This is a genomic window from Phycicoccus jejuensis (assembly GCF_000720925.1).
GTDB classification, from domain to species: Bacteria; Actinomycetota; Actinomycetes; order Actinomycetales; family Dermatophilaceae; genus Phycicoccus; species Phycicoccus jejuensis.
Genome location: NZ_JOEE01000013.1, coordinates 1 through 20024, shown reverse-complemented (window position 1 = coordinate 20024; position 20024 = coordinate 1). Strand labels below are relative to the sequence as shown.

20 protein-coding genes are annotated in these 20024 nt (G+C 67.2%); 8 read left to right on the top strand and 12 right to left on the bottom strand.

Annotated elements, in window-relative coordinates:
• Positions 1-25: 25 nt before the first annotated feature.
• The gene (locus IG69_RS0118465; protein WP_157577721.1) at positions 26-367 is read right to left on the bottom strand and encodes a hypothetical protein; all 342 of its coding nucleotides are present in this window, start codon (positions 365-367) and stop codon (positions 26-28) included.
• A 215-nt stretch (positions 368-582) separates the two neighbouring features.
• Here IG69_RS0118465 and IG69_RS0118460 point away from each other — a divergent pair, with 215 nt between their 5' ends.
• Positions 583-906, top strand: coding sequence for a hypothetical protein (locus IG69_RS0118460; protein ID WP_030529644.1), 324 nt, complete (start codon positions 583-585; stop codon positions 904-906).
• A gap of 29 nt (positions 907-935) precedes the next feature.
• Positions 936-1232, top strand: a complete 297-nt coding sequence (locus IG69_RS0118455) for a type II toxin-antitoxin system PemK/MazF family toxin (RefSeq protein WP_245616198.1) — start codon at positions 936-938, stop codon at positions 1230-1232.
• A gap of 1148 nt (positions 1233-2380) precedes the next feature.
• Here IG69_RS0118455 and IG69_RS0118445 read toward each other — a convergent pair.
• The 4 genes from IG69_RS0118445 to IG69_RS21815 all read right to left on the bottom strand — a co-directional run bounded on the left by IG69_RS0118445 (position 2381) and on the right by IG69_RS21815 (position 6659).
• Positions 2381-3791, bottom strand: a protein-coding gene (locus IG69_RS0118445) for an IS3 family transposase (protein ID WP_425414822.1) whose coding sequence is annotated in 2 segments (ribosomal slippage) — positions 2381-3497 and positions 3496-3791 — 1413 coding nt in all. Because the reading frame shifts where the segments join, the coding sequence is not laid out codon by codon here.
• Positions 3792-4069: 278 nt separating this feature from the next.
• Positions 4070-4687 (bottom strand): O-methyltransferase, encoded by a 618-nt coding sequence (locus IG69_RS21335; RefSeq protein ID WP_084696932.1) that lies wholly within the window; start codon positions 4685-4687, stop codon positions 4070-4072.
• A complete protein-coding gene (locus IG69_RS0118430) occupies positions 4684-5634 on the bottom strand; it encodes an alpha/beta hydrolase (RefSeq protein WP_030529639.1) in 951 nt (316 codons plus the stop codon). The genes IG69_RS21335 and IG69_RS0118430 overlap by 4 nt, the downstream gene beginning before the upstream one ends.
• Positions 5635-5750: 116 nt before the next feature.
• The gene (locus tag IG69_RS21815; RefSeq protein WP_084696931.1) at positions 5751-6659 is read right to left on the bottom strand and encodes a LysR family transcriptional regulator; all 909 of its coding nucleotides are present in this window, start codon (positions 6657-6659) and stop codon (positions 5751-5753) included.
• Positions 6660-6775: 116 nt separating this feature from the next.
• Here IG69_RS21815 and IG69_RS0118415 point away from each other — a divergent pair, with 116 nt between their 5' ends.
• Positions 6776-7330 (top strand): SRPBCC family protein, encoded by a 555-nt coding sequence (locus tag IG69_RS0118415; RefSeq protein ID WP_084696930.1) that lies wholly within the window; start codon positions 6776-6778, stop codon positions 7328-7330.
• Positions 7331-7493: 163 nt separating this feature from the next.
• On the opposite strand, the gene IG69_RS0118410 is transcribed toward IG69_RS0118415, so the two are convergent.
• Positions 7494-7880 (bottom strand): hypothetical protein, encoded by a 387-nt coding sequence (locus IG69_RS0118410; protein WP_030529635.1) that lies wholly within the window; start codon positions 7878-7880, stop codon positions 7494-7496.
• Between the two features lie 35 nt (positions 7881-7915).
• Entirely contained in the window at positions 7916-10273 is a 2358-nt protein-coding gene (locus IG69_RS0118405; protein WP_030529634.1) for a tyrosine-type recombinase/integrase, read from the bottom strand.
• A 1289-nt stretch (positions 10274-11562) separates the two neighbouring features.
• On the opposite strand from IG69_RS0118405, the gene IG69_RS0118395 reads away from it, so the two are divergent.
• A complete protein-coding gene (locus IG69_RS0118395; protein WP_169742105.1) occupies positions 11563-12225 on the top strand; it encodes a hypothetical protein in 663 nt (220 codons plus the stop codon).
• Between the two features lie 1040 nt (positions 12226-13265).
• Here the strand turns inward: IG69_RS0118395 and IG69_RS0118390 are convergent.
• The gene (locus IG69_RS0118390; protein ID WP_030529631.1) at positions 13266-13517 is read right to left on the bottom strand and encodes a hypothetical protein; all 252 of its coding nucleotides are present in this window, start codon (positions 13515-13517) and stop codon (positions 13266-13268) included.
• Positions 13518-13663: 146 nt separating this feature from the next.
• Here IG69_RS0118390 and IG69_RS0118385 point away from each other — a divergent pair, with 146 nt between their 5' ends.
• The 3 genes from IG69_RS0118385 (at position 13664) to IG69_RS0118375 (ending at position 15549) form a co-directional block, all read left to right on the top strand.
• The gene (locus IG69_RS0118385; protein WP_030529630.1) at positions 13664-14137 is read left to right on the top strand and encodes a hypothetical protein; all 474 of its coding nucleotides are present in this window, start codon (positions 13664-13666) and stop codon (positions 14135-14137) included.
• Positions 14138-14423: 286 nt separating this feature from the next.
• Positions 14424-14987 (top strand): hypothetical protein, encoded by a 564-nt coding sequence (locus IG69_RS0118380; protein ID WP_157577720.1) that lies wholly within the window; start codon positions 14424-14426, stop codon positions 14985-14987.
• The gene (locus tag IG69_RS0118375) at positions 14980-15549 is read left to right on the top strand and encodes a hypothetical protein (RefSeq protein ID WP_030529628.1); all 570 of its coding nucleotides are present in this window, start codon (positions 14980-14982) and stop codon (positions 15547-15549) included. The genes IG69_RS0118380 and IG69_RS0118375 overlap by 8 nt, the downstream gene beginning before the upstream one ends.
• A 733-nt stretch (positions 15550-16282) precedes the next feature.
• Here IG69_RS0118375 and IG69_RS0118370 read toward each other — a convergent pair.
• Positions 16283-16486 (bottom strand): helix-turn-helix domain-containing protein, encoded by a 204-nt coding sequence (locus IG69_RS0118370; protein ID WP_169742104.1) that lies wholly within the window; start codon positions 16484-16486, stop codon positions 16283-16285.
• A gap of 343 nt (positions 16487-16829) precedes the next feature.
• Here IG69_RS0118370 and IG69_RS0118365 point away from each other — a divergent pair, with 343 nt between their 5' ends.
• Positions 16830-17546: a hypothetical protein gene (locus IG69_RS0118365; protein WP_030529626.1), complete on the top strand. Its 717-nt coding sequence runs from the start codon at positions 16830-16832 to the stop codon at positions 17544-17546.
• A gap of 91 nt (positions 17547-17637) precedes the next feature.
• Here IG69_RS0118365 and IG69_RS21330 read toward each other — a convergent pair whose 3' ends face one another.
• The 3 genes from IG69_RS21330 to IG69_RS23320 all read right to left on the bottom strand — a co-directional run bounded on the left by IG69_RS21330 (position 17638) and on the right by IG69_RS23320 (position 19812).
• Positions 17638-17952 (bottom strand): helix-turn-helix domain-containing protein, encoded by a 315-nt coding sequence (locus IG69_RS21330; protein WP_051750738.1) that lies wholly within the window; start codon positions 17950-17952, stop codon positions 17638-17640.
• Between the two features lie 260 nt (positions 17953-18212).
• A complete protein-coding gene (locus IG69_RS0118355; RefSeq protein WP_157577719.1) occupies positions 18213-18542 on the bottom strand; it encodes a hypothetical protein in 330 nt (109 codons plus the stop codon).
• 1096 nt (positions 18543-19638) lie between these two features.
• Entirely contained in the window at positions 19639-19812 is a 174-nt protein-coding gene (locus tag IG69_RS23320; protein WP_425414823.1) for an integrase core domain-containing protein, read from the bottom strand.
• Positions 19813-20024 lie beyond the last annotated feature (212 nt).

Sequence of the window (20024 nt, the reverse complement as noted above, 5' to 3'; positions counted from 1 at the left end):
AACGCGGCATGAGCGGATGGTGGGCTCAGGCGAGAAAGTCCTCAACGTTTCGGGCCACGGCAGCGTATGCACCGCTGACGTCGTGGAACTCGGCGTAGAGGTCCCAAACCTCACCGTCCAGCAGCATGCCAATGTCAGCCCAGCCGCCAGTCCACACGACGAACTCCGCTTCGTCCTCTCCACGCCGCAGGACGACGCCGACCGACTCTGGGACGGCAACCGCACAGCGTTCGTGCACGATCGGCTGCGGCCAAGGGGCTTGTTCGTCGCGCCATGTCAGAGGACCCACGCGCGCCGTCCGCTCCCACTCAGCCCGCGCCCGTTCCAGTCGCGTCGCAAGTTCGTCGAGGTCAACTTTGTGATCCACGCAGCACATCATCCTCGTTCGTCCGCTCATCGGCATGAGAGCTGAAGTCGGCGTGCGTCACTTTGCCGCCAGCCGTCGCATCTAGGGACGCCTTCCGTGAGGCGGGCTACCCCCCACGATCGCTGGATGCGCACCGCGGTGGCGTTGGCTCGCGGTTCGTCGCCCGCCTTAGTGCATCATTGACACGCATCACTCAGTGCGGCACAATGTCGAACATGGCTACGCGCATGCAGGGCAAGGTCATCCGCCGCCCCTCACTTCCGCTGACAGCGCAGGATGAGATCGACCTCGGCCTGATCCGCACATCCCCCAGCCACCAACGGGCCCTGGAGCAACTGGGAGCAGACATCCATGACGACGCCGCCAGCATGAGCGAGAGCGCCCTGCTTCACGCGGTGTTCGAGGCGGGCCTTGGAGCGGTGCGCGCGGCTGCTGCCGAGGCCGGTTACGCCGAGCTTGCGCAGCAACTGGAGGCCGACAGCCTCGAGCGTCGCGACATCAGCCGTCGCCGCCGCCCCCGGTGGGCTGACGAAGAGTGACTTTCCAAGGGCCGTTCATTCGTGGGCGGGTGTACGGAGCAACGCTGCCGAACATCGGCGCGGAGAAATACTTCCTCGTGGTGTCGAACAATCAACGCAACCGAGCCCTGCGAACTGCACTTGTTGTTCGGCTCACAACCAGCCGCAAGCCCTCCCTCCCCAGCATCGTGGCACTCGGCCACGGGGAGCGCTTTGTTGGCTGGGTAGTGTGCGACGACATCATGGAACTGTATGAGGACGAAGTCTCGCGCGACCTCGGCGCACTCAGTGGTCCGATGATGACGAGCGTGAGCAGAGGGCTGAAAGCGGCGCTCGACCTTCCATGACCGCGTCAGCGAACTCGGACCAGCGACGTCGACCACCTACGGAAGCACCGCCCACAGGAGCCCGCACAAACCAAGACGGCAGTGCGCCTGGCGCGCGCGGCACTCGCGCTCGACCTACGCAACCGAACAGGGCGAGTTCCGAAGCGAGGTTCACAACTGGCCTCATGTGCCATAAGACATTGGGCGCGAGGCTGGCACCCGCTCTTCAGGTCTGCCGGCCGTCAACGGAGCGTGACAGGAAGCGGCGGTACCGCCCTTCACCTCTCTCACTCACCCGCGGGTGCGTGGCCGGGCCTATCGCGAGGATTGACCGTGGCGGTAGCCGAGGTGGAACGTCAGCGACACCGGCCTCGCTCCGCACACGTCGCAGCGCGTCAGGGCTCCGCTGTCGAGCCAACAGTCGATCGTTGACGAGAGCCACACAGGCCGCCCCTTCGCTGTGACCCAATCCGGTTCGGGCAGGTGCCGCCACTTGCGCACAGCCGAGTCGCTCACTCCCGCTCGGCGGGCAATCGACTCGCGCGTCTCGATCCCGTCCGGCACCTGGGCGGGTCGGGGGAATGGACCATGGGGCGTCGTGAAGCGCTTCACAGTCGCAGGCAGGACACCGAACTCCAGCGCGATCGTTCCCATTGAACGACCACGCTGGCGGGCCTCCACCCATGCCTCTACGGTCTCCCGGGCCGGGTAGGGGCCCCACCCGCTGGTTACGCGAGTGACGCTCTGGTGCGGGATCTTGTCGCGCTCAGCGATTTCCTTCACGCGGACCCCACGGCGTCGGTCCGCGATCCAGCGTTGGCGCCGCTCTTCGAGCAGGAAGGTAGTGAGGTACGTCCTGCCCAGCTGCTGGTCTGCCTTCGGGAAGGGACCGAACCGTTTGGTCGCCTTAGTCACTTCCCACGCAGACACGCCCGATCGCTGTGCGATCAACCGAACCGACTCACCGGCGCGGCGTCGCGCGAGCCAATCGAGTTCCGGATGGCCTACAGGCATGCCTGACGGTATGCGACGAGCCGTCGGCCTTCCAGTACCTCACTGCAGTGAACGAATGCTCTGCGCTTGTCGTGCTCAGAAGCTGAAGAGGCCCCGTGCCGGAGCCAGTCCACCAGCGTGTCGGAACGTGTCAAGTCGGATGAGACAGTCGGGGTTTACGCGCTTTGTATGAGCGCCTCTCGTGAGGGTTGGTTGATCCAGGCCTCGGTCGGAATCTTCGGTGGCTGGGGTCGGCGGTGGCCGAACCGTTCCGGATGGGCCGCGTAGGCGGCGTTGAGGGTCTGCTGGCGCAGCGCTCGGATTCGGTGGTGGGTGCCGTGGTGGACCGAGGCCGGGGTGTGCAACCCGATCCCGGCGTGGCGGTGCTCGTGGTTGTAGTAGCCGAAGAATGCCTCGCCGAAGGTGCGAGCGTCAGCCAGGGACCCGAACCGGTCGGGGAAGACCGGGGCGTACTTCATCGTCTTGAACTGCGACTCGCTGTACGGGTTGTCGTTGCTGACGTGGGGCCGGGAGTGGGACCGGGTCACGCCCAGGTCCACCAGCAGCTGCGCCACGGGTTTGGAGGTCATCGAGGTGCCCCGGTCGGCGTGGACCACCTGGGGCACACCGTGCATGCCCATGGCCTGCTCGAGCAGCTCCTTGGCGAGCTGGGAGTCCTCGCGGGCGGCGACGGTCCAGCCGACGACGTACCGGGAGAAGATGTCGAGCACGACGTACAGGTCGAAGTAGACCCCGCGCTGTGGGCCGCGCAGCTTGGTGATGTCCCAGGACCACACCTGCCCCGGCCGGGTGGCCAGCAGCTCCGGGACGGTTGGGGCGGCGTGTGTTGCCTGCGAGCGGCGTTCTCCGGCAGCGTGGTTGGCTCGCAGGATCCGGTGCATGCTCGACATCGAGCACAGGTATGTCCCCTCATCCAGCAGGGTGGCCCAGGCTTGGGCGACGGACTTGTCGACGAACCGGTCGCTGGTCAGCACCGTCAGCACCTGGGCCCGCTCGGTGTCGGTGAGCGCGTTGGCTGCCGCCGGCCGGCGCGGTTTCGGGCCCAGCATCGGTGGCCGCTTCGCCCGGTAGTGGCTCGCTCGGGGTCGGCCCAGCAGGGTGCACGCGGCCGCGGTCCCGACCAGCTGTGCCAGGGTGTCCACGGCCGGGTTGATCACTGCCTCGACCGCTTCTCGGTGGCCGCGCTCTCGGAGAGCGTCTCCAAGAGCGCGTGTGCTTTTCCCATCAGGTCCAGCGCCGCCCGCGACCGGCCAGCTCCGCCTCGGCCTTCTCCGCCCGCACCCGCAGCGCCTCGAGCTCCCGATCACGCTTGTCCCGCCCGGGGCGGCCCCGCGCGCCCGAGGCCAACGCGGCCCGGGCGCTGGCGTCCGCGGCCTTGCGCCACTCGGCGATGTGCGAGGTGTACAACCCCTCACGGCGCAAGATCGCACCCCGTTCCTCACGGTCAGCGGCGTCGTACTCGGCCAGCACCTGCGCCTTGAACTCCGCCGTGAAAGTCCGCCGCTTGGGGCGGTCGGCTCGAGGTCCCATGACCCCATCATCGGTGGCGAAGTCCGCCGTCGTCATCGTCATTCTGATCAACCAATCTCGCCCCGTGCGGGAGGGAAGAACTACATCACCGCTGTCTCACCCGATCCTGACGCACAGGGGGGCGCCGGGCCGAAGTGCCAACGAGAGCGCTGGACGCGCTGACCCTGCCCAGAAGTCACGAGATTGCGAGCAACGAGCGCCGACGCGCGTTGCTGTGAGGCAGCATTGGGTCAGCAGGTCTCTGAGCATCGAAGTCGATCTGTCTAGGCAACCGCGGACACAAGTCCGAGACCTGCCCTCCCCGCGGTCCTCGCTCAGCTGTGTTGTCGGGCGCAGAGCGCTAGGTCCCCGATGATGCGGGTGGTCCACTGCTCGTCTAGCTGCATTGAACTTTGCGCACGCCCTGCGTCGAGTTCGAGGTTGGTTACGACCAGCATGCCGTCGGTCGCCACCCGGGCACCGAGCGCGGTCAAGACGTCGGGCGGTGGCTCGTAGCCGTCGAAGAACACCAGATCGTAGGTCCGCGAAAGTGCCAGGTTCACCGCCGCGAAGTCGCCTTCGTGTACTCGCACACGCCCCCGTGGCGCGGCTCTGTCGATGTGCGTCCGCGCCAGCTCAACGTGGGTGTGGTCGCTCTCGATGGTGTCGACCTCGGCGCCTTGGCTCGCCCACCAACAGGCCGTGTAGCCCAGGGCGGTTCCGAGCTCGAGCACCAGTCGCGGCATGAGAGCCGAGACGAGGGCGCCGAGCACGGTGCCGTCGTCATAGGGGTAGGCCCAGCACCGGTGTCGGCGTCGGTGTGCGTTGGTCTCCTCGCGCAACCACCGGAGCGGGTCTGTGCGGTCACGCTGTTCGATGAGGTCGACAAGCCCGTGTAGGCGCTCGTCGACGTTCCTCGTGGGGCGACCATCATCAGTGCTGCCGTTTGTCATGAGTGGTCACGGAACCAGTCTGCTGCGAGGCCGGTCGCGTGGTCGAGGACGACCGGGTCCTCGTAGTACTGGAAGTGGTTGTTCTCGCCCTGCCATACGAGGTGCTTGTCGGTGCCGGGCACGGCGGCGAAGTGCCGGCGCGCCGACTCGGGTCCGTCGCTGAGGTCGGCATGCACCATCAATAAGGGAGTCTGCAGTTGCTCGGCGGCGGTCAGGGACTCGAACTCGAAGTAGGGCACGTCGCTCATCACGGCGTAGCGGTTCTCCCAGAGCCCCCGGTCGGCCCAGCCGTGATACCAGTCCCAGATCATGCGCCATGGGAGTGCGACGTCGTGACGATCGGGGTCGACGATCTCGTTGTAGCTCACCTCGCCGGTCGTCTCGAACAGGTTGAGCGCTTCCGCTCCGCGCGCACGGCGGGCCTCCAGTCGGTCCTGGACCTGCGACCGGCCGATTTCGCCGGCGGCGTACGCCTCGCCACCGGCAAGGGCCAAGTCATTGTCGGCGTCGCGGTAGTGCCCACTGACCGCCGCTACGGCCTTCACGCGGGGATCGTCGACCGCCACCCGGAGCATCTCTGATGCTCCTTCGCACACTCCAAGCGCGCTAAGCCGGTCCTCATCAACTTCGGGCCGCGCCGCTAGATAGTCCAGTGCCGCGCGCACGTCGGCCACCTTGGTCATCGGGTTCTCCAAGCGGCGAGGTTCGCCGGCACTCGCGCCGTGGTGGCTGGCGTCGAAGGCGAGCGCGACAAACCCCTCGCGGGCGAGCCGGGTGGCGTACTGAATTGGCGCTTGCTCTTTGACGAAGCAGTACGGCCCAAGGATCGGCACCGCTGCCACCGTATTGTCGATGTCGAGAGGGATGAGCAGGTCGCCGCTCAGCTGCCGTCCATGGCTGACAAAGCTGACCTTTTCAGCGCGATAGTCGTTTCGTGAGCTCGTCATCCGTCCATGCAACGACAGAGCTGGACGGGGTGTCCAAGTCACAATGTCGATATGCGTTGCCTATCGATGCGGGTCGCGCGTGAGTTCGTTGCACCCCGACTCAATCCAGGCCACCCTCAACGGCTTCGGGGTACCCTGTGGCCGCTCGTGGCAGCGAGCTCGGCGACGGTGTCCACCAGCTCGCGCTGCTCGCCAGATAGATCTCCGTTATGAATGGCCAGGAGATCGAGGTGCTCGTCGCCCTGCATGGTCATCGCCTTCACGCCGTCGGGAACTAGCACCCATGGTGAGGTGAAGGTGCCTCCGATCCCGGCGCTCACCAGCGCCAGCTGGGAGGCAAGCGTGGTTGCCTCGGCTACGACCGTGACATCGACTCGGTGGCGCTCGAACCTGCCCAACATGTCCTCGCGGTACTGCCTACTCGCCGAGGGCATGATCCAGCTACACCCCTCGAGGCTTGACCAGGATATCGGCCCTGCGTCCCCACCGCCAACGCCATCGGGCAACGCGACCGTAACGGGTTGTCGGTCCAAGACACGCACTCTCAGTCCGTCGAAGGTGCCCATGTCACGGGTCGAGTAGCAGAATCCCAGATCGAGCAACCCATCACGCACACCCTGGATCAGGGCGGGCAGACCACTCTCGCGTAGGTCAGTATCGGACGATTGCCTGATCTGCGCGGCTGCACGGGGCAGTAAGTGCATTGCTAGCGAAGAGAGCGTGCCCACGCGAAGTACTGATCTGCGCGCGTGCCGGCGCCCGAACCCGTCGAGGACCTCGTCGAGATGACGCAGCACGGGTCCGACGCCTCGGGCAAGCTCTTCACCCGCGCCAGTCAGACGCACGCCATCGCGACCGCGCAGGAACAGTTGCGTCCCCAACTGTCGCTCGAGCCGCGCCACGTGCTGACTCACCGAAGGCTGCGCCACGTTCAGCTCCTTAGCTGCGCGACCGAAATGGAGCTCGTCGGCCACAGCGAGGAACGCCCGCAACTGAAGAAAGTTTGTTTCCACCCGTAACAGCATGCCTCGACTCGAAGTTGGTTGTGTACGGATCACGCGCGCGAAGCCAGCAGCAGGTGCCAACTGGCTCGGATAGGTTCTGCTGATCGACAACAGGTATTGGCTCGGATCGCTGCCTTATGAGTGAGTGGTCCCATGACCTTCGCCCCGCGGACGCCACAATCCAGGACATCGGCTCTTCACGGTCGTACGGTCCGTCTGGTCAGACCGCGAGGCCTGTGATGTCAGTTCGACGGAGGGCCTACACGGTCACCGGCGCCGCATGCGTCGAGGCGCCTGTGGGTCGGGTGTACGCGGCGTTACTCAATCCCGACGAGCAACTGCGGTGGAACAGCCTGTACCTACAGGCAGAGATGTCCACGCCCGAACCAATTGCGACAGGTAGCGTGATGACAGGTCGATTCAAGCAGTCGGGTCGATCCGTCATCACCTTCGACGCCGTCGTGCCGAACGAGACGTTCACCCACAAAGTCATGATGAAAGCCGGGCCCATCGCGCTCGGGAGCTTCGCGCACACCTATCGCGTACAGGCCGTGCCGACCGGCACTGAAGTCACCCAGCACGTCCGGTTCGAACCCACGGGGCTGGGTCGCCTGCTCGCGCCGTTGATCATGAAGGCATTCGAGGCCCGCCTGCCAGTCAGCTTCCATGAACTTGAGCAGTACCTTTCGTGAGCTGCGGCACAGGGTGTCGGCGCACCTGAGCAGTCGGCTAGCAAGCATCTGTGATCGCAAGACGGGGCCTGTGGCTGCACCCGATCCCTCATCGGCCTCCGCGGGCCACGTCTATGACTGGGGGCCCGCCTAGACGTGGCGGGGCCTCACAGACCTGGTCGTGTCAGCTGTCGAGCGCCATCACGGACCGAAGGAGCGCGATCATCTCCGCCCGCTCGCGTGCGAGGGCTTCGGCTGCCCGCAGCCGCTCCTGAGTTCGAGCCAGCTCAACGCGCAGGGCGTGCATCTCCTTGGGCTCCCGGCTGAGCTGGATGACCACCTGCGCGGCGGCAACCTCCGGGGCACTGACATCACCGGCCTCGACCAACGACGAGAACGGCACTCGCCAAGCCCGTCGCCCAGAGGCGTCCTGAACCGCGCCGGCCCAGCGTCCCTCGCGCAGCCACCGCTTGACAGTGCTGATGTCTCTGCCGATGAGCTCAGCGACCAAGGACAACGCGAGCAGACCATGCTCGTCGGGACTAGCCTGCGCGGGCGTCTCTGCATCCATGACGCAGACGGTGATCCGAGCCCTCTTTGCGGCAATCAACCAGCCAGAGTCGGCCTTTGCGCGGTTCGATACGTCGTCGCCTCACCATCGGAGGCCAGTCCCAGAAGCCGCTCCGGGCACTCGCGAGCCGCGAAGAGGGCAACGCTCGAAGCGGTCACTGTCACGAGACGGCCGCTACCCCGCTCGAGCCTTCCAGCACGAATCAGGTCGTGGACGGTTCGAGCGGCAACGCCGAGCGTGGAGGCGGCTTGCTGCACGCTCAGGCAGCGCTGCGCCGGCGAGCTGCACTGGACGTGAAGTTGCTCCACGCTCACGCGTGTCACCATGCGTCTGCCGTCCGTGCTGCGCTGATCCTCGACCAGACGACCGGCTGCGATGTGCGCGCTCACCTGCGCCGGTGACTGCCGCAGGTAGGCAGCGCTTTCCGACAAGGGCATTGCCCGCTTCCACAGCTGAGCCTGAGCGTCGAAGTGAGCTCGGGCATCCTCCCGGTCCTGCTCGCTCAGGGTCAGCGCCCCTCCCCCTCGGCCGTGCGACGCATCGTGTTCGCGCAGCCACCTGTAGAGCTGGTGGTACGGGACGCCCAGCTCGGCGGCCAGCATGGGAACCGCTGCTCCCCGGGCTTTCGACTCAACGTCAGCGTCGGATACCACGGTGCGTGTGCGCCCGGCGCTGTCGCGTCGGGTCGCTGTGCGGACCTGCCCTTGGCGCGCCCACCGCCGTACCGTAGACGCGGCGAGGCCGTGTCGGGTGGCGGCGGCCACGGGCTCCAGCATGAGTTCTCCTGCCGCGTCCTGGTCGAGTGCAACCAGCCACCCTCGCTCCATCAGCTCGGTGTCGAGCTGGTGAGCGCACGCGGCCAGCGCTGGTTGTTTGCCGGTGGTGCAGCGGATCGTCGTCGGGATCATCAGCCCGTGTGGCAGCTGGCTCTCCAGCTCGGCCTGGACGGCGTCGGCTGCTTCGCGTGCTGGGCGTAGCGCCGGGTCGTCGAGCAGGTAGTGCCGCGCAAGGACGGTGCCGTCGCTGCGGTGCCCGGCCACGCGCTGGACGCGGCGGCGTTGCAGGCCCTTGCGATCTAGGTCGGACAGCAGGGCGCGGCGCATGTCGTGTGGGGTCAGCGAGAACTGGTCGGCGACGTCGCCGCTGACGTTGATCTTTTCCGCCTTGGCTGCGGCGGTGAGCGCAGCGCGAAAGGAGGATTGTCCCCCGGAGTCTGCGTGGCGCAGCCCAGGGATGAGGCGGGCGTCCATTCGCAGTGTGCCGTCGGGGTTGGTGTGGAAGGTGGCGATGATGGCTTCGATGAGGTCGGCCAGCATCGGCGGTGCGACTAGCACGCGGTATGACTGTTCGTTCTTGAGCAGGGATGGTCCGGTGGCGGTGTGGATCTTGCCGCTGTCGTCGCGTCGGCGGAAGGTTCGTCCGTCTTGGGCTTGGATGGTCAGTGCGCAGCCCGCGCCGGGACCAAGGGGTAGCACGTCCCGTACGCGAGGTCCGTAGGCCTCCCCCAGGCGCAGGCCGAGGACGCGGGTGAGCCAGAGCGTGGCTTGGTGGACCACGTGAAGGCGTGCCGCGACCCGGACGCACGTGGACAGCTCAACAGGGATGCGTATTGACGGTGCCGTGCGCTGGGGTCGGACCATGCGCAGTCCGGTGCGGTCGTTGGGGACGAGGACTCCGCAGTCGGCGGCGTAGGTGCACACCTGCTCGAAGACCCACATGACGTCTCGGGCGACTTCGGTTGTGAGTCGGCCGTCGGTGCGTGGGCCGCGTCGCAGGGGCTGCCCGACGGCCACTCCTGCCGCCCGGTAGAGGTCTTCTACCAAGAACAGGTCGGCGCCTGCGGCGCGGGTTGCAGGAATGAGCTCACCGTCAGCCAGGCGGCGCTTGAGCGTGGAGCGTGAGGCCATTCCGGGCAAGGCGCATGCTTGGGACATGGTCACGTGCGCTCGGGGATCCAGCCCTTCGGGCACAGCGCCGGAGCGTGGCTGCTGCGGTGAGACCAGGTGCATTTGCAACGCCTTGACGTGCTCACGGGTCATCGTCTCCATGACGAGGTTGCGCTGGTCCATGAAGGACCCGATGCGCTGGATGCTCCGGCGCACCGCCAGCTCCCGGTCGGCTTCGCCGCGCTGGAGCTCTGTGTAGTACTCATCTGCCCAGCGTCCGGCGATGGGTCCGAAGCGGTGCCGGCCGCGCGACTTGTTGGAGGGGTCGGCGTCCGCGAGCGTGCCGGTCGCCTCAAGCTGCGCCAGAGCGCGCTCCAGCCATGCCTGCGCCTGCGGGAGGGAGGCGAAGGTCTTCGATCGCCGTTTGGAGGAACCGCGTGCAACGGGCAGGCTCGCTCTCCACCCCTCCCCGTGAGCCTTCAGCGATCCCGTGAGCGGGCGACTCATCGGGGGCTCCCGGGTCCAGCGGCGATCTGGGCGCGTCGTGGCGTCATGGCCCGGGAAGGTGCGCGGTCAAGGGCTCGGCGCACTCACCTTGAGCGCAGACGAATCGGAGGCGGCAGGCCACACCACTATATTACGCCATGGGGAAAGTATGTGGTCGACCCGCAACCCGCCCCTTTACAGCTCCCACGGCACGCACCGGAGGCACTGAGCCAGAGGCGCGCTGACCCGCGTTTGTGGTCGTCGGCGTCGTCAGACTCTGGTCAATGCCTGCCGTGGCCGCCCCCTGACACCGCAGGGCCCTCCTCCAGCCGGCCCCCAGCCGCCACGATGACGCGAAGCGAACCGCAACTCTCGCCGGTTCGCACAAGGTGGAGGCCACGATGCCCGCGTACTGCGTCAACAAGAACGCACAGAGCAACGGCGATCACGAGGTTCACGACCTCTCCGCCGGGTGCGCCTACGAGCCGGCTCAGGCCAACCGGTTGGCCCTGGGCTTCCACGGCAACTGTCTGTCAGCGGTGCGGGCGGCCTCCAACTACCACCAGCAGGTCAACGGCTGCTACTACTGCGCCCGAGCCTGCCACACAGGATAGGCAGCCACGCTCGGGCCCTAGCCCCAGCCCGCTGGACCTCGTCCAGGTTAGTGGCGTCTCTCCACGGCTCGACAGCGCCACATCGATGTCCGGCGCCCTGTCTCCAGTCCTGAACGGGGACGGCCACGCAGCCACACGCAGGTACTCGCCAGCGCGCAACGAGGCGCCAACCCATTGATTGACTCATCCGGGGAGCAGACATGTTCGAATCGGCCCTGTGGGCGCTGCTCGCCATCGGGTTCGTCAGCGCGCTTCTGGCTGCCGCTCGCCGGGCCCGAGGCGTCGGTCTCCTTGGCGCACTGGCCGTGCTCACTCTTCGGCTCGTGCTGGTCTTTCAGGGGTACGTGTTCTCCCTCTACCCGGTACGGCTGCTCGACGTCCTGGTCGGCGTGGCGGCGCTGGCCGCTCTATGGGCGTGGCGAGAGCGATACACGTCAGCTGGCCACTCAGACGGCCAGCCGCGGCCAGTCTCACGCGCGAACGCCATCGGAGCCTTCATCGCGGTGCCGGTCGCGGCCGTGACCGCTGTCGGGCTGGTCGCGCCCCCCGTTCCCCGCCAGCTGGACCTGGCCGGCTGCGACGGGGTACCCGTCCCAGCTGGACCTGGCCGGCTGCGACGGGGTACCCGTCAACGGCGCTGCCATGACGGCTCGCACCGGCAGTCAGGGCTTGAACGCTAGAGAGGGACCCGGGACCGTGTACCCGCTGACGGGACGGTTCGCTGACGAGTGCGCCGTGGGCGTGGACGGCTTCTGCATCGGTGAGCCGGTCCAGGACAGCCAGATCCCGCTGCCTGATGTCCGCTGGTACCGCTTGCGGCACCGCGACGACTACGTAGCGGCCGCCAAGCTGTTCGCGCTCTCGCCGGAGAGGGAGCTCGGGGCCAAGCCCGAGGACAGCTGTCCCGCATTCGCCCGCACCGCTAAGCTGGCGCGTGCGCCAGTCACAAAGCGGCTCAAGGACGGCACGCTCGGAATTGAGGCCGCACCGCAAGGCACGCCCATGGTCGGCTTCGCACTCGCGCCGGTGCCGAACCCGCCCGGTGAGCCACCGGTGGAGCAGCTGGGACGGTCCCCTCGCACGGCCGAGAACGGCACGGTCCGCATCCGACTCAACCCCAAGGTCGGCCTCAGCCGGGGTCTCGAGGCGGAGCTCGTCGCCGTGGTGGCCTGTCTCGCCCCCTCGGCGCCAAGTCGGCAAGGCTCTGTCGTCCTTCGTGTGGACCTCAGCAGCGGGCAGGTCACTCCCGCCAGCCCGTCCTCCGATCTTCTCCAACGTCTGCAGTTCGCCGCCTGCCGGGTGGACCCGAACCTGCCGAACGACCAACTTCAGGCGGCCGCGGCACACCGTAGCTTCTGATGCGCCGCACGTCGACGATGCCGGCGCCGAAGGCGAAGTGGGGCGCGACCCCCCGCATGGCACTCGGTGCCGGTGGTCGCGCAAGTGGCGTCTGTGTCCCCGACCTTGCTGATGAGCTGGCCGCCATGGAGTGCGTCGACAGCGCGAGGGCGGGTTGGCGCCGCAGCGGTCCCAGTTGCGGGGGCGATCCCGGGAGCCCCGGTCCATGGTTGGTGGCCACAGCCGCCTGCCCCTCGGACGGGCCCGGGCAGCGGGTGACGCTTGGTGCGCACCAACGGAGTCGCTGGGTCCGCGACGCCGCGAACTGCCCTCCATCCGCTCGACATCTGCCAAGTCTGGGTCTGCCGCCCTCACCAAGGATCCGTAGTGCCGGTGAGGCGCCGGACGACGCGGGCCAGCAGGCCGAACTCAGCAGTGATTCGTTGCGAGACAGCTGCAATGGTGCACGGCCTCAATCTACGCGGCGAAAATTCCCTTTGCGGGACACGGGTCCCAGCCTTGTCGGGCCCGTGTGGCGCCGTGGTGCAAGACCTGGTCGCGTTCACCGATACCCTCACCCGGGCACCACGACCGCGGTCCTTAACCCACCTCGCCCGTCGCTCTTCCAAGAGGACCGATACCCATCAATGGGGGCAACCCAGCTGTCTGGCGGTCGGCGGAAAGGTGAGAAGCGGCTCGTGGCCTTGACGACCCTCCCCCCAAAGGGGTGCGCGCTCGGTGCGCGGTGAGCGCGACGGACTCTCGGCCCAGTGCCGGGCGAGCCGTTCGAGCTCGGTGTGGTTCCGGGCACCCAGACGAGCCGTTCGAGCTCGGTGTGGTTCCGGGCACCCAGACGAGCCCATTTCGGTGCACCCGGGGTCGGGGCGCACGCGCAACGGGCCGCGCCTGAAGGATTATCGTCAGTGGCTCTTGGCGGGGATACGGGCCAGCCGCAAGGTCGGTGACGGAGCTTGGAGACGATGCCCTTCTTGCTGTGGCCTCGGCAAGCCGCCGCTCGCTGGCTTGCACCTGGCGATGGAGGCACGACTCCGCCCGGGGGCCTAAAGGCGCTCAGCCCAGTCGCTCCCCCGGTCCTGCCAGCCGCACTGCTCGCACTCGAGGTAGTTGTCGAGGTACACCTCGGCAGTGACGACCTCGTCATCGAAGACGAGCAGTCCGTCGTGGTCGCGCCCCAGGATGCCGTAGCGGCTGACGCGCTCGGTCTCCTGCACGTTGGTCAGGTACTCGGCTTCGCCGCATCGCGGGCAGTCGGGGGTCATGGACGGGTCGGCGCGGTGCGCGTGTGTTGTCATGGGCTGAACGGTGCCGTGCGGGAACGTCGCGTCAATCAGCCACAGGTCGTGTGCCTCGAGTGCGCAGTCGGCCCGTCAGTCGCAGTCCCCGACACGCGGGCTTGCGGGCATGGGCGAGCGTGGGGACGCTGCGCGAGGATGGCGGCATGTCGACGACCGAGCCGATCTTGGTTGCCCTCTCCGGGATCGCTGTTGCCGTGGTGTCCTCATGGGTTGCCTCCCGTCACGTGGCCGCTCGTCACGACGCCACGAAGCGTGCACTCGAGGTTCTGCAGATGTTGGACGGAACCCAGCGCGAACGGTGGCTGACGGTCGTCGAGCGGCACGTGGAGCGGGAGGCCTTGAAGGCCAGGGAACCAGATCTGCACTCGATGGTCCTAGCTCTTGCAGCGCTGGGCTTGGGTGCTCTTTCGCTCGCGCCGTACGTGGGGGGTGTCTCCTCGCTCTCCCTGTCCGGGGTACGGGTCGTGTCGGCGTTGGTCCTCCTTGTGTGCGGGGTGGGTCTGGTCGGCATCGCACTCGTGGCTGAGGGTGCTTGGTGCTTTCAGTCCGTGCGCCGGTGGTGGCTCGCTCGCTCCGCAAGGAGGAGCGAGAAGGCGGAGGCGACCCAGGCTGACTGACGCGACGCGCGTCCGCCCGGCCCCGCAGCTGGCGTCGACAACGAGATCGGCTGACTCGGCTGGCGCGATGCCGGGCTCCTCCCCGCCTACAGCGAGCACGTGCCGTGGTCCCGCCCGAAGGGGTCGCCGCACCCAGGCGCGAGCCGAACGCGGTATCGACCGAGCATGCGGGACCCCCGAGGCTGCCTCGAGCGCGAACACACATAAACCACGCCCCAAGAAGCCCTCTCGGTCCGTCTCGACGCGCCAGCACCTTCACACTTCGCTGTTGGCGTAATATAGCGGTGTGAGCACGTTCAAGCCCCACCATGAGGACACAGCACCTCCCAGGCACTGTGAGAGCTGGGACCACCACCTCGTGCCCGCCGCTGCGGTCGGGATCTTCCTCGGTGATGGCGGACCCGCCGAAGCCGACGTCGCCTACTGCGTCGACTGCACCTTGGAGCTGATCGTCGGCGGCTCGTTCCGCATCACCGCACTCCTGCGCCCTCAGGACTTCACTGGGGCGGCGTGCTCAACCTGCGACGGCACAGGCGTCTACCCAGTGCCTGAGCCGACGGCGTGGGAGCAGGCGACGGCACCGACCCGCACCGACCGTTTCCACGACGGCCGCCGCGCGACGGCTTTCCGCGCCTGGGCCCTGCTCGGAGCCCTGGTGGAGTCCGAACTGGCAGCACGCAACGCCGCCGCAGAGGCGGACGACCTCGTGCGACAGGCTCGAGTCGCAGGGATGCCGCCTGAAGTTCTCAAAGGCGTGATGACGCTGCTCGAGATGCCCTCCACAGCAGCCACACCGGCTGCCGCGTGGAGGACAAGCGACAACCGAGGTCGGGAGGGAACGGGTGGCTGAGGCGACAAGACGCGGCATCTGGGCGGTCCTGACCGACCCAGCCCTGTACTTGCTCGACCTCGAGCAGCAGCAAGCGGTGCGGCTTCCCGCGCTGGACCGTCGGGGGCGGCCGGTAACCGGCTCAGCGGCACCAGAGCTGGACGGCATCGTCCTGCGGCTGCTCGAGCACGGGCCGATGACGCCCGGTAGGGAGCTCTCCTTATTGCTGGGGTGTGGCGATGCCCATCGGGAGCACATCACCGCTCGCGTGCGGCGTCTCACGCGGGTGGAGCCTGAGGTGTTCCAGGAGTCGCCGCTCGCCCGCAGCGCAGGCGGAGCGTGGGCTGTCCGGACGCTGACCTCGACCCACCTCTGGGACCTTGACGCCAACACCTACACCCGGCTGCCGGGACCATCCGCGACAGCCATGGCCTACGACGGCAGGCCCCTACAGATCCATCAGGTGCTGCGCTGGCCACGCGTCGGCCGGGTCAGCTACCTCACCTGCCACGACCCCCTTGACGAGTCGACCGAGCAGTGGCGCCAGAGCGCAACCATCATCGCGATCCAGCAGGTCAGCTAGCACCATGCAGCCTCCCCCGCCCCCCAAGCCCGAACGTCTGCGCCTCATGCCGATGGCCGGTCGCTGGCTGGTACAAACCCAGAGCGCCGTCTACCAGCTGGACCTGGATGCACTGACCGTCACGCGTTCACGACGCACGGAGCCGGGCCTTGCATGGCCGGCCGCCCACTTACGACGAGACGACGAGGTGCTGCCACTGCAGGCGTGGGGCCCGATCGGCATCGGAGAGTCGCTTTCATTGGTTCTCGTCGTCCGCGCAGACGGGACCAGCACCGTCCGAACCACCACGCCGGTGGACCACCTCGAGCGGCTCTCACCACTCCCCCAGAGCTCACCTGGCGGCCCGGCACCGGTCAGCCATCTGACCCCCGGGATGACAGGCAGCTGGGCCATCCGAGATGCAAGCTCGCTGCACATCCTCAACCTGGATGCCCGCACATACCTCCGGACCGCTCTCTCTCAAGCAATCACAGAACCCTCGCAGGCGCATTGGCGAGTCGAGGAGGTTCTGCTGTGGCCCTGTCTGGACGGGACTGCCAGCTTCGTATGTCGCGCAGTGGGGCGACCAGAGCTGACTGTTGTCGTCGACACGCGAGCGGCCCTGTCCATTCGACCCTGGGCGACCGGCTCGGGTCCGACCTCCCCACCAGAGCCGCCCCTGCCAGTTCGCCCGATCACGGGTGAGTCGGACACATGATCCTCTGGCTCCGGCTCGTGAGCTGAACCGGCCCACTCATCGTCCGCGCGGGTCCCTCACCAGTTGCGCGACGCGGCCTTTCGACAGGCCCGTCTCCCGCGCGATCCGGTCATAGGACCAGCCCATGGCTCGCAGCTCGCGCACCGCCTGGAGCCGCACTATCGCCACCGCCTCCAGCTCGCCGTCCAAGGCAGCGAAGAAGTCACCGACGGCTTTCGCCTGTCGCAGTGGGTCGCTCATGTCGTCCAGGCGCCTGGTCTCGGCGCGCAACGCCTGGCGCACCTCACGCGAGAGCACCCCGCGCCGGGCTCCGGCACGTCGCGGCGGGGAGGACATGCGCCCATGCCACAGCGTGCAGTCCTCTATACACACGGACCCGAGAGGGCGCGCCCCTGAACGCCGCAGCCATGGGGACGGTGATGCACGGCTGTAATACTACGCAAGGGGCGAATAATGCGCGCTGCGCTCGAGACTCCGTCGGCTGGGCTCTCTGCAAAGCTGGAACTGCTCGAGGGGCGACGCCGTGCGCCTGCCGGTCCGTAGGCGATTGCGCGGCCACGGCATGTTGCGACGGTGCGGCTGCATGATGATGCTGCCGCTACCCACGCTGTACCCCGAGGCTTTCGTGGAGGTGCTGGGCCAGCACTTCCCCGTGACCATCAGCCTCAGCCGCGTGCTCGTCTTGCGCGTCGGTGGCGACATCTCGGTCGGCCGTTCGAGCTACCTCTTCTCCGTGGACCACCCCCTTGAGGCCGATGGTGAGTGGAGCCGCCGCATCAACCTCCATCTGGGCGAGCGCCAGCGGCAGCAGATCGCAGATTCGACGTACGTGAGCCACCACAGTGAAGTCCTACGATGCGCGCGGCAGAGCCTGCGCACCTTGTGGACTGATCCGTCCTGGCATGCCGCGGTCGTCTCGCTGTGCGCATGGCAGGAGGTTGGCGACGCCTTGGGTCGCACGGCGAGCCTGCAGCGACGAGTGCAGCAGTCAGCCAGCTGGAATCGAGTATTGACGGCCCATGACCGCCGAAGGTTCGCGGAGGATCAGCGCCTCACTCGGCTGGCCGAAGCCGGGGTCGCGTTTCCAGGGCACGCACTCCCCCTGGCCCACACTCTCCTCGCGGCCGACCAGTCCCGCACGGTGCACGACATCGCGCCGGCCGTGCACGCGGTCTTCGCCGACCTCGATAAGCCGTGTCCCCACGGACGTGACGCCACACGGGCGTACGGCGCCTTGACCGGCTGCCTGGACTGCGCCCGCCACCTCGGCGGAATTCCCGTTGAGCCCGACGAAGACTGAGAAACCGTCCCTTAACCGTCCGCCTCCCGCCCCTCACCGAAGCTCTGGCGTCGGGAGTGGCGGGTGAAGCAGGCTCGCCTACGCCGCGGGGCTAGATGCTGCCCTGCTGCCAGCGGGCGATACGACCGTCTAGGGGCGGCTCCACAACCTTCGGTTCGCGCACATCGTCGAACGGGTAGACGCCCGTGAGCAGTTCGACCACCGTCAGCTCCAGCGCCCCGGCGAAGACGACGAGCGATTCCAGCGAAAGCGTCTTGCGGCCGCGTTCGACCTCGGAGATAAAGCTCATCGACATCCCGGTCCGTTCCACCATGTCACTCAGGCCCCAGCCAAGCTCCAACCGACGTGCACGCAGCGCCCCTCCAAGCAGCATCTGCCCAACTGCCATCTTGCGATCGCCTGTCATGCGCACAGACTAGACGGATAGCCGTCTACACAATCACTCCCTGAGCGAAGTAGCCAAAGAGCTCTGGCTCGGCTGACATGTCCTCAGATGCGCCTGCAAGCGCTTTGCGACGCTCTGAATCACCCGGGGCGCCATCCTCGGTGATCAACGCTACCCACGCCGCGCAGGGGTGCGCGGAGGCCGAACCTTCGATGCGAGAGTTGGCGAAGGCGTTGGACACCGATGCTGCTCGGGCCCTCGCCGCCTGAGAGAGACCCCGATCAGAATCGACGCTGCTGACCTTCGGGCCGAAGGCCATCAACCAGCTCCTCGACCATGGTTGACAACTCCCATACAAGCTCGATGACCTCGTCACCCACCTTCCCCCCGCGCCGTTGGGTATCGGCGATCAGCCACGCCAGACGCGAGACGACATCCTCGACCTGGCCCGCCACAAGGTGGACGTTGAGTATGCCCCCCTCGCGTGCGACAGAGACCGTCGCCATCGCCGCCAGCATTTTTGCGCTCTCGGCCAAGCCCACAGAAGGCGCACGCCCCTGCCGAGCGAGCAGGCTCAGATCCTCTGCAAGCGCCCTGGCTAGGACCACCACCTCCCCCCCTTGCGCCGCGGGGCGCACCTTTCGCCACCACATCACGAGACCCGCCCATCCACGCCAGAACACCCCAGCGTGAGTCGAAGCCTTGAGTGTAGCCCTCTATACGCCGGCGTGCCGTCGACACGGGCGGGTCTCGACGACTGGGGTCCGCCGGTCGCCGCCCGCGCTTCGCTCTGAGTTCTCACCATGAGAGCAGACACTACGCCGTTGGCGAAATGAAGTGGAAGAGCAAGCTGCGCGCGGGGGTTGGCGTCCAGCAACGCCTCGCGGGCAAGCACCCGACATGACCTCTGGATTGACCAACGAGTCCGAGATCGACGGCACGACCGCCTCCGGGGGACAGCTGCACCGATTGGTGAGCGTTTGGGTCAGGCGGCCTGATCAGGAGGCTCCTTCCTGGCGCCTGTTCGCCAGCATGCTCGTGGCTGCCGCTGCCTACGAATGGACGTGCGCTCATCAGCGGGAGGAAATTGGCGCCATGGGCTGGGCGGGTCCCCATGTACTGGTGGTCGGTCCCTGCACAGCGGAAATCGAGGTGCGCTCGCAAGCCGCGCGGTCGGTGCGATCATGCAGTGTGGATCGCTTCCCCCACCGCGCAACCAGCTCGAAACTATCCTGCTGCAACGGATCTCCAACGCCCTTAGCACCCTTTACAAGGAGCGGGCCCGATCGTGGCCACCACCGAACGTGGCGTCGTGGCACGACTGCACTCGCATCTTGTGCGGCTCTTCGAGAGACCGCGACGCGCCCCCAGCGCTCAATGCCCACACGTGGGACGTGGAGTACAGCCGGGCAGGGGCCATGGCGAAGTCTCGAAGGGTCATCAAGCCCTACATCGCCCCGCCGGGCCCTAAGCCGGCAAATGACGAGCCGACAGCAACCCCGACATAGCGCTTGTTCATCCCCGATCTGGTATTCCACGAGCGCCTAGTCAGCGCCGACCCCCCAAGAAGTGAGACGCCCAACCTAATCGTCGTCGAAGTGAAGCTGAGCGCCCAACCGGCTCGCCGCCGATCCGACTTCGCCAAACTCGCGCTCCTAACGCGCCCCGGAGCCTGACCCGGTTTCCCGGACAGTTTCGGTGTGGTGATCATGCCGCGGTGATGGCGGCGGTGTGAAGGGCTTCGTACTCGTGCGGGGACAGGTACCCCAGGGTGGAGTGCCGCCGGCGGGGGTTGTACCAGCCTTCGATCCATTCGAAGATCGCCGCGGCCAGCTCCACGCGTGAGGTCCAGGGGCGGCGGTCGAGCAGCTCGCGCTGCATGGTGGACCAGAACGACTCGATGAGGGCGTTGTCCACTGACGAGGCGACCCGGCCCATCGAGCCGAGCAGGCCGGCGTCGCGCAGGCGGTGACCGAAGACCCACGAGGTGTACTGACCGGACTCAACCGGTGGTCGCAACACCGACTGAATGATGTTGGGACAGTAGCTCGTCGAGGGCTTCGGCGGGTGTCTTCCATCCGAGGGTCTTGCGG

Bases quoted from the DNA above. Each gene is read 5' to 3' on its own strand.
- IG69_RS0118390 (WP_030529631.1), bottom strand. From the start codon at position 13,517: ATGACAACACACGCGCACCGCGCCGACCCGTCCATGACCCCCGACTGC.
- IG69_RS0118385 (WP_030529630.1), top strand. From the start codon at position 13,664: ATGTCGACGACCGAGCCGATCTTGGTTGCCCTCTCCGGGATCGCTGTT.
- IG69_RS21815 (WP_084696931.1), bottom strand. From the start codon at position 6,659: ATGCTGTTACGGGTGGAAACAAACTTTCTTCAGTTGCGGGCGTTCCTC.
- IG69_RS0118460 (WP_030529644.1), top strand. From the start codon at position 583: ATGGCTACGCGCATGCAGGGCAAGGTCATCCGCCGCCCCTCACTTCCG.
- IG69_RS0118405 (WP_030529634.1), bottom strand. From the start codon at position 10,273: ATGAGTCGCCCGCTCACGGGATCGCTGAAGGCTCACGGGGAGGGGTGG.
- IG69_RS21335 (WP_084696932.1), bottom strand. From the start codon at position 4,687: ATGACAAACGGCAGCACTGATGATGGTCGCCCCACGAGGAACGTCGAC.
- IG69_RS0118410 (WP_030529635.1), bottom strand. From the start codon at position 7,880: ATGGATGCAGAGACGCCCGCGCAGGCTAGTCCCGACGAGCATGGTCTG.
- IG69_RS0118415 (WP_084696930.1), top strand. From the start codon at position 6,776: ATGAGTGAGTGGTCCCATGACCTTCGCCCCGCGGACGCCACAATCCAG.
- IG69_RS0118370 (WP_169742104.1), bottom strand. From the start codon at position 16,486: ATGAGCGACCCACTGCGACAGGCGAAAGCCGTCGGTGACTTCTTCGCT.
- IG69_RS23320 (WP_425414823.1), bottom strand. From the start codon at position 19,812: ATGCAGCGCGAGCTGCTCGACCGCCGCCCCTGGACCTCACGCGTGGAG.
- IG69_RS0118365 (WP_030529626.1), top strand. From the start codon at position 16,830: ATGATGATGCTGCCGCTACCCACGCTGTACCCCGAGGCTTTCGTGGAG.
- IG69_RS0118430 (WP_030529639.1), bottom strand. From the start codon at position 5,634: ATGACGAGCTCACGAAACGACTATCGCGCTGAAAAGGTCAGCTTTGTC.
- IG69_RS21330 (WP_051750738.1), bottom strand. From the start codon at position 17,952: ATGACAGGCGATCGCAAGATGGCAGTTGGGCAGATGCTGCTTGGAGGG.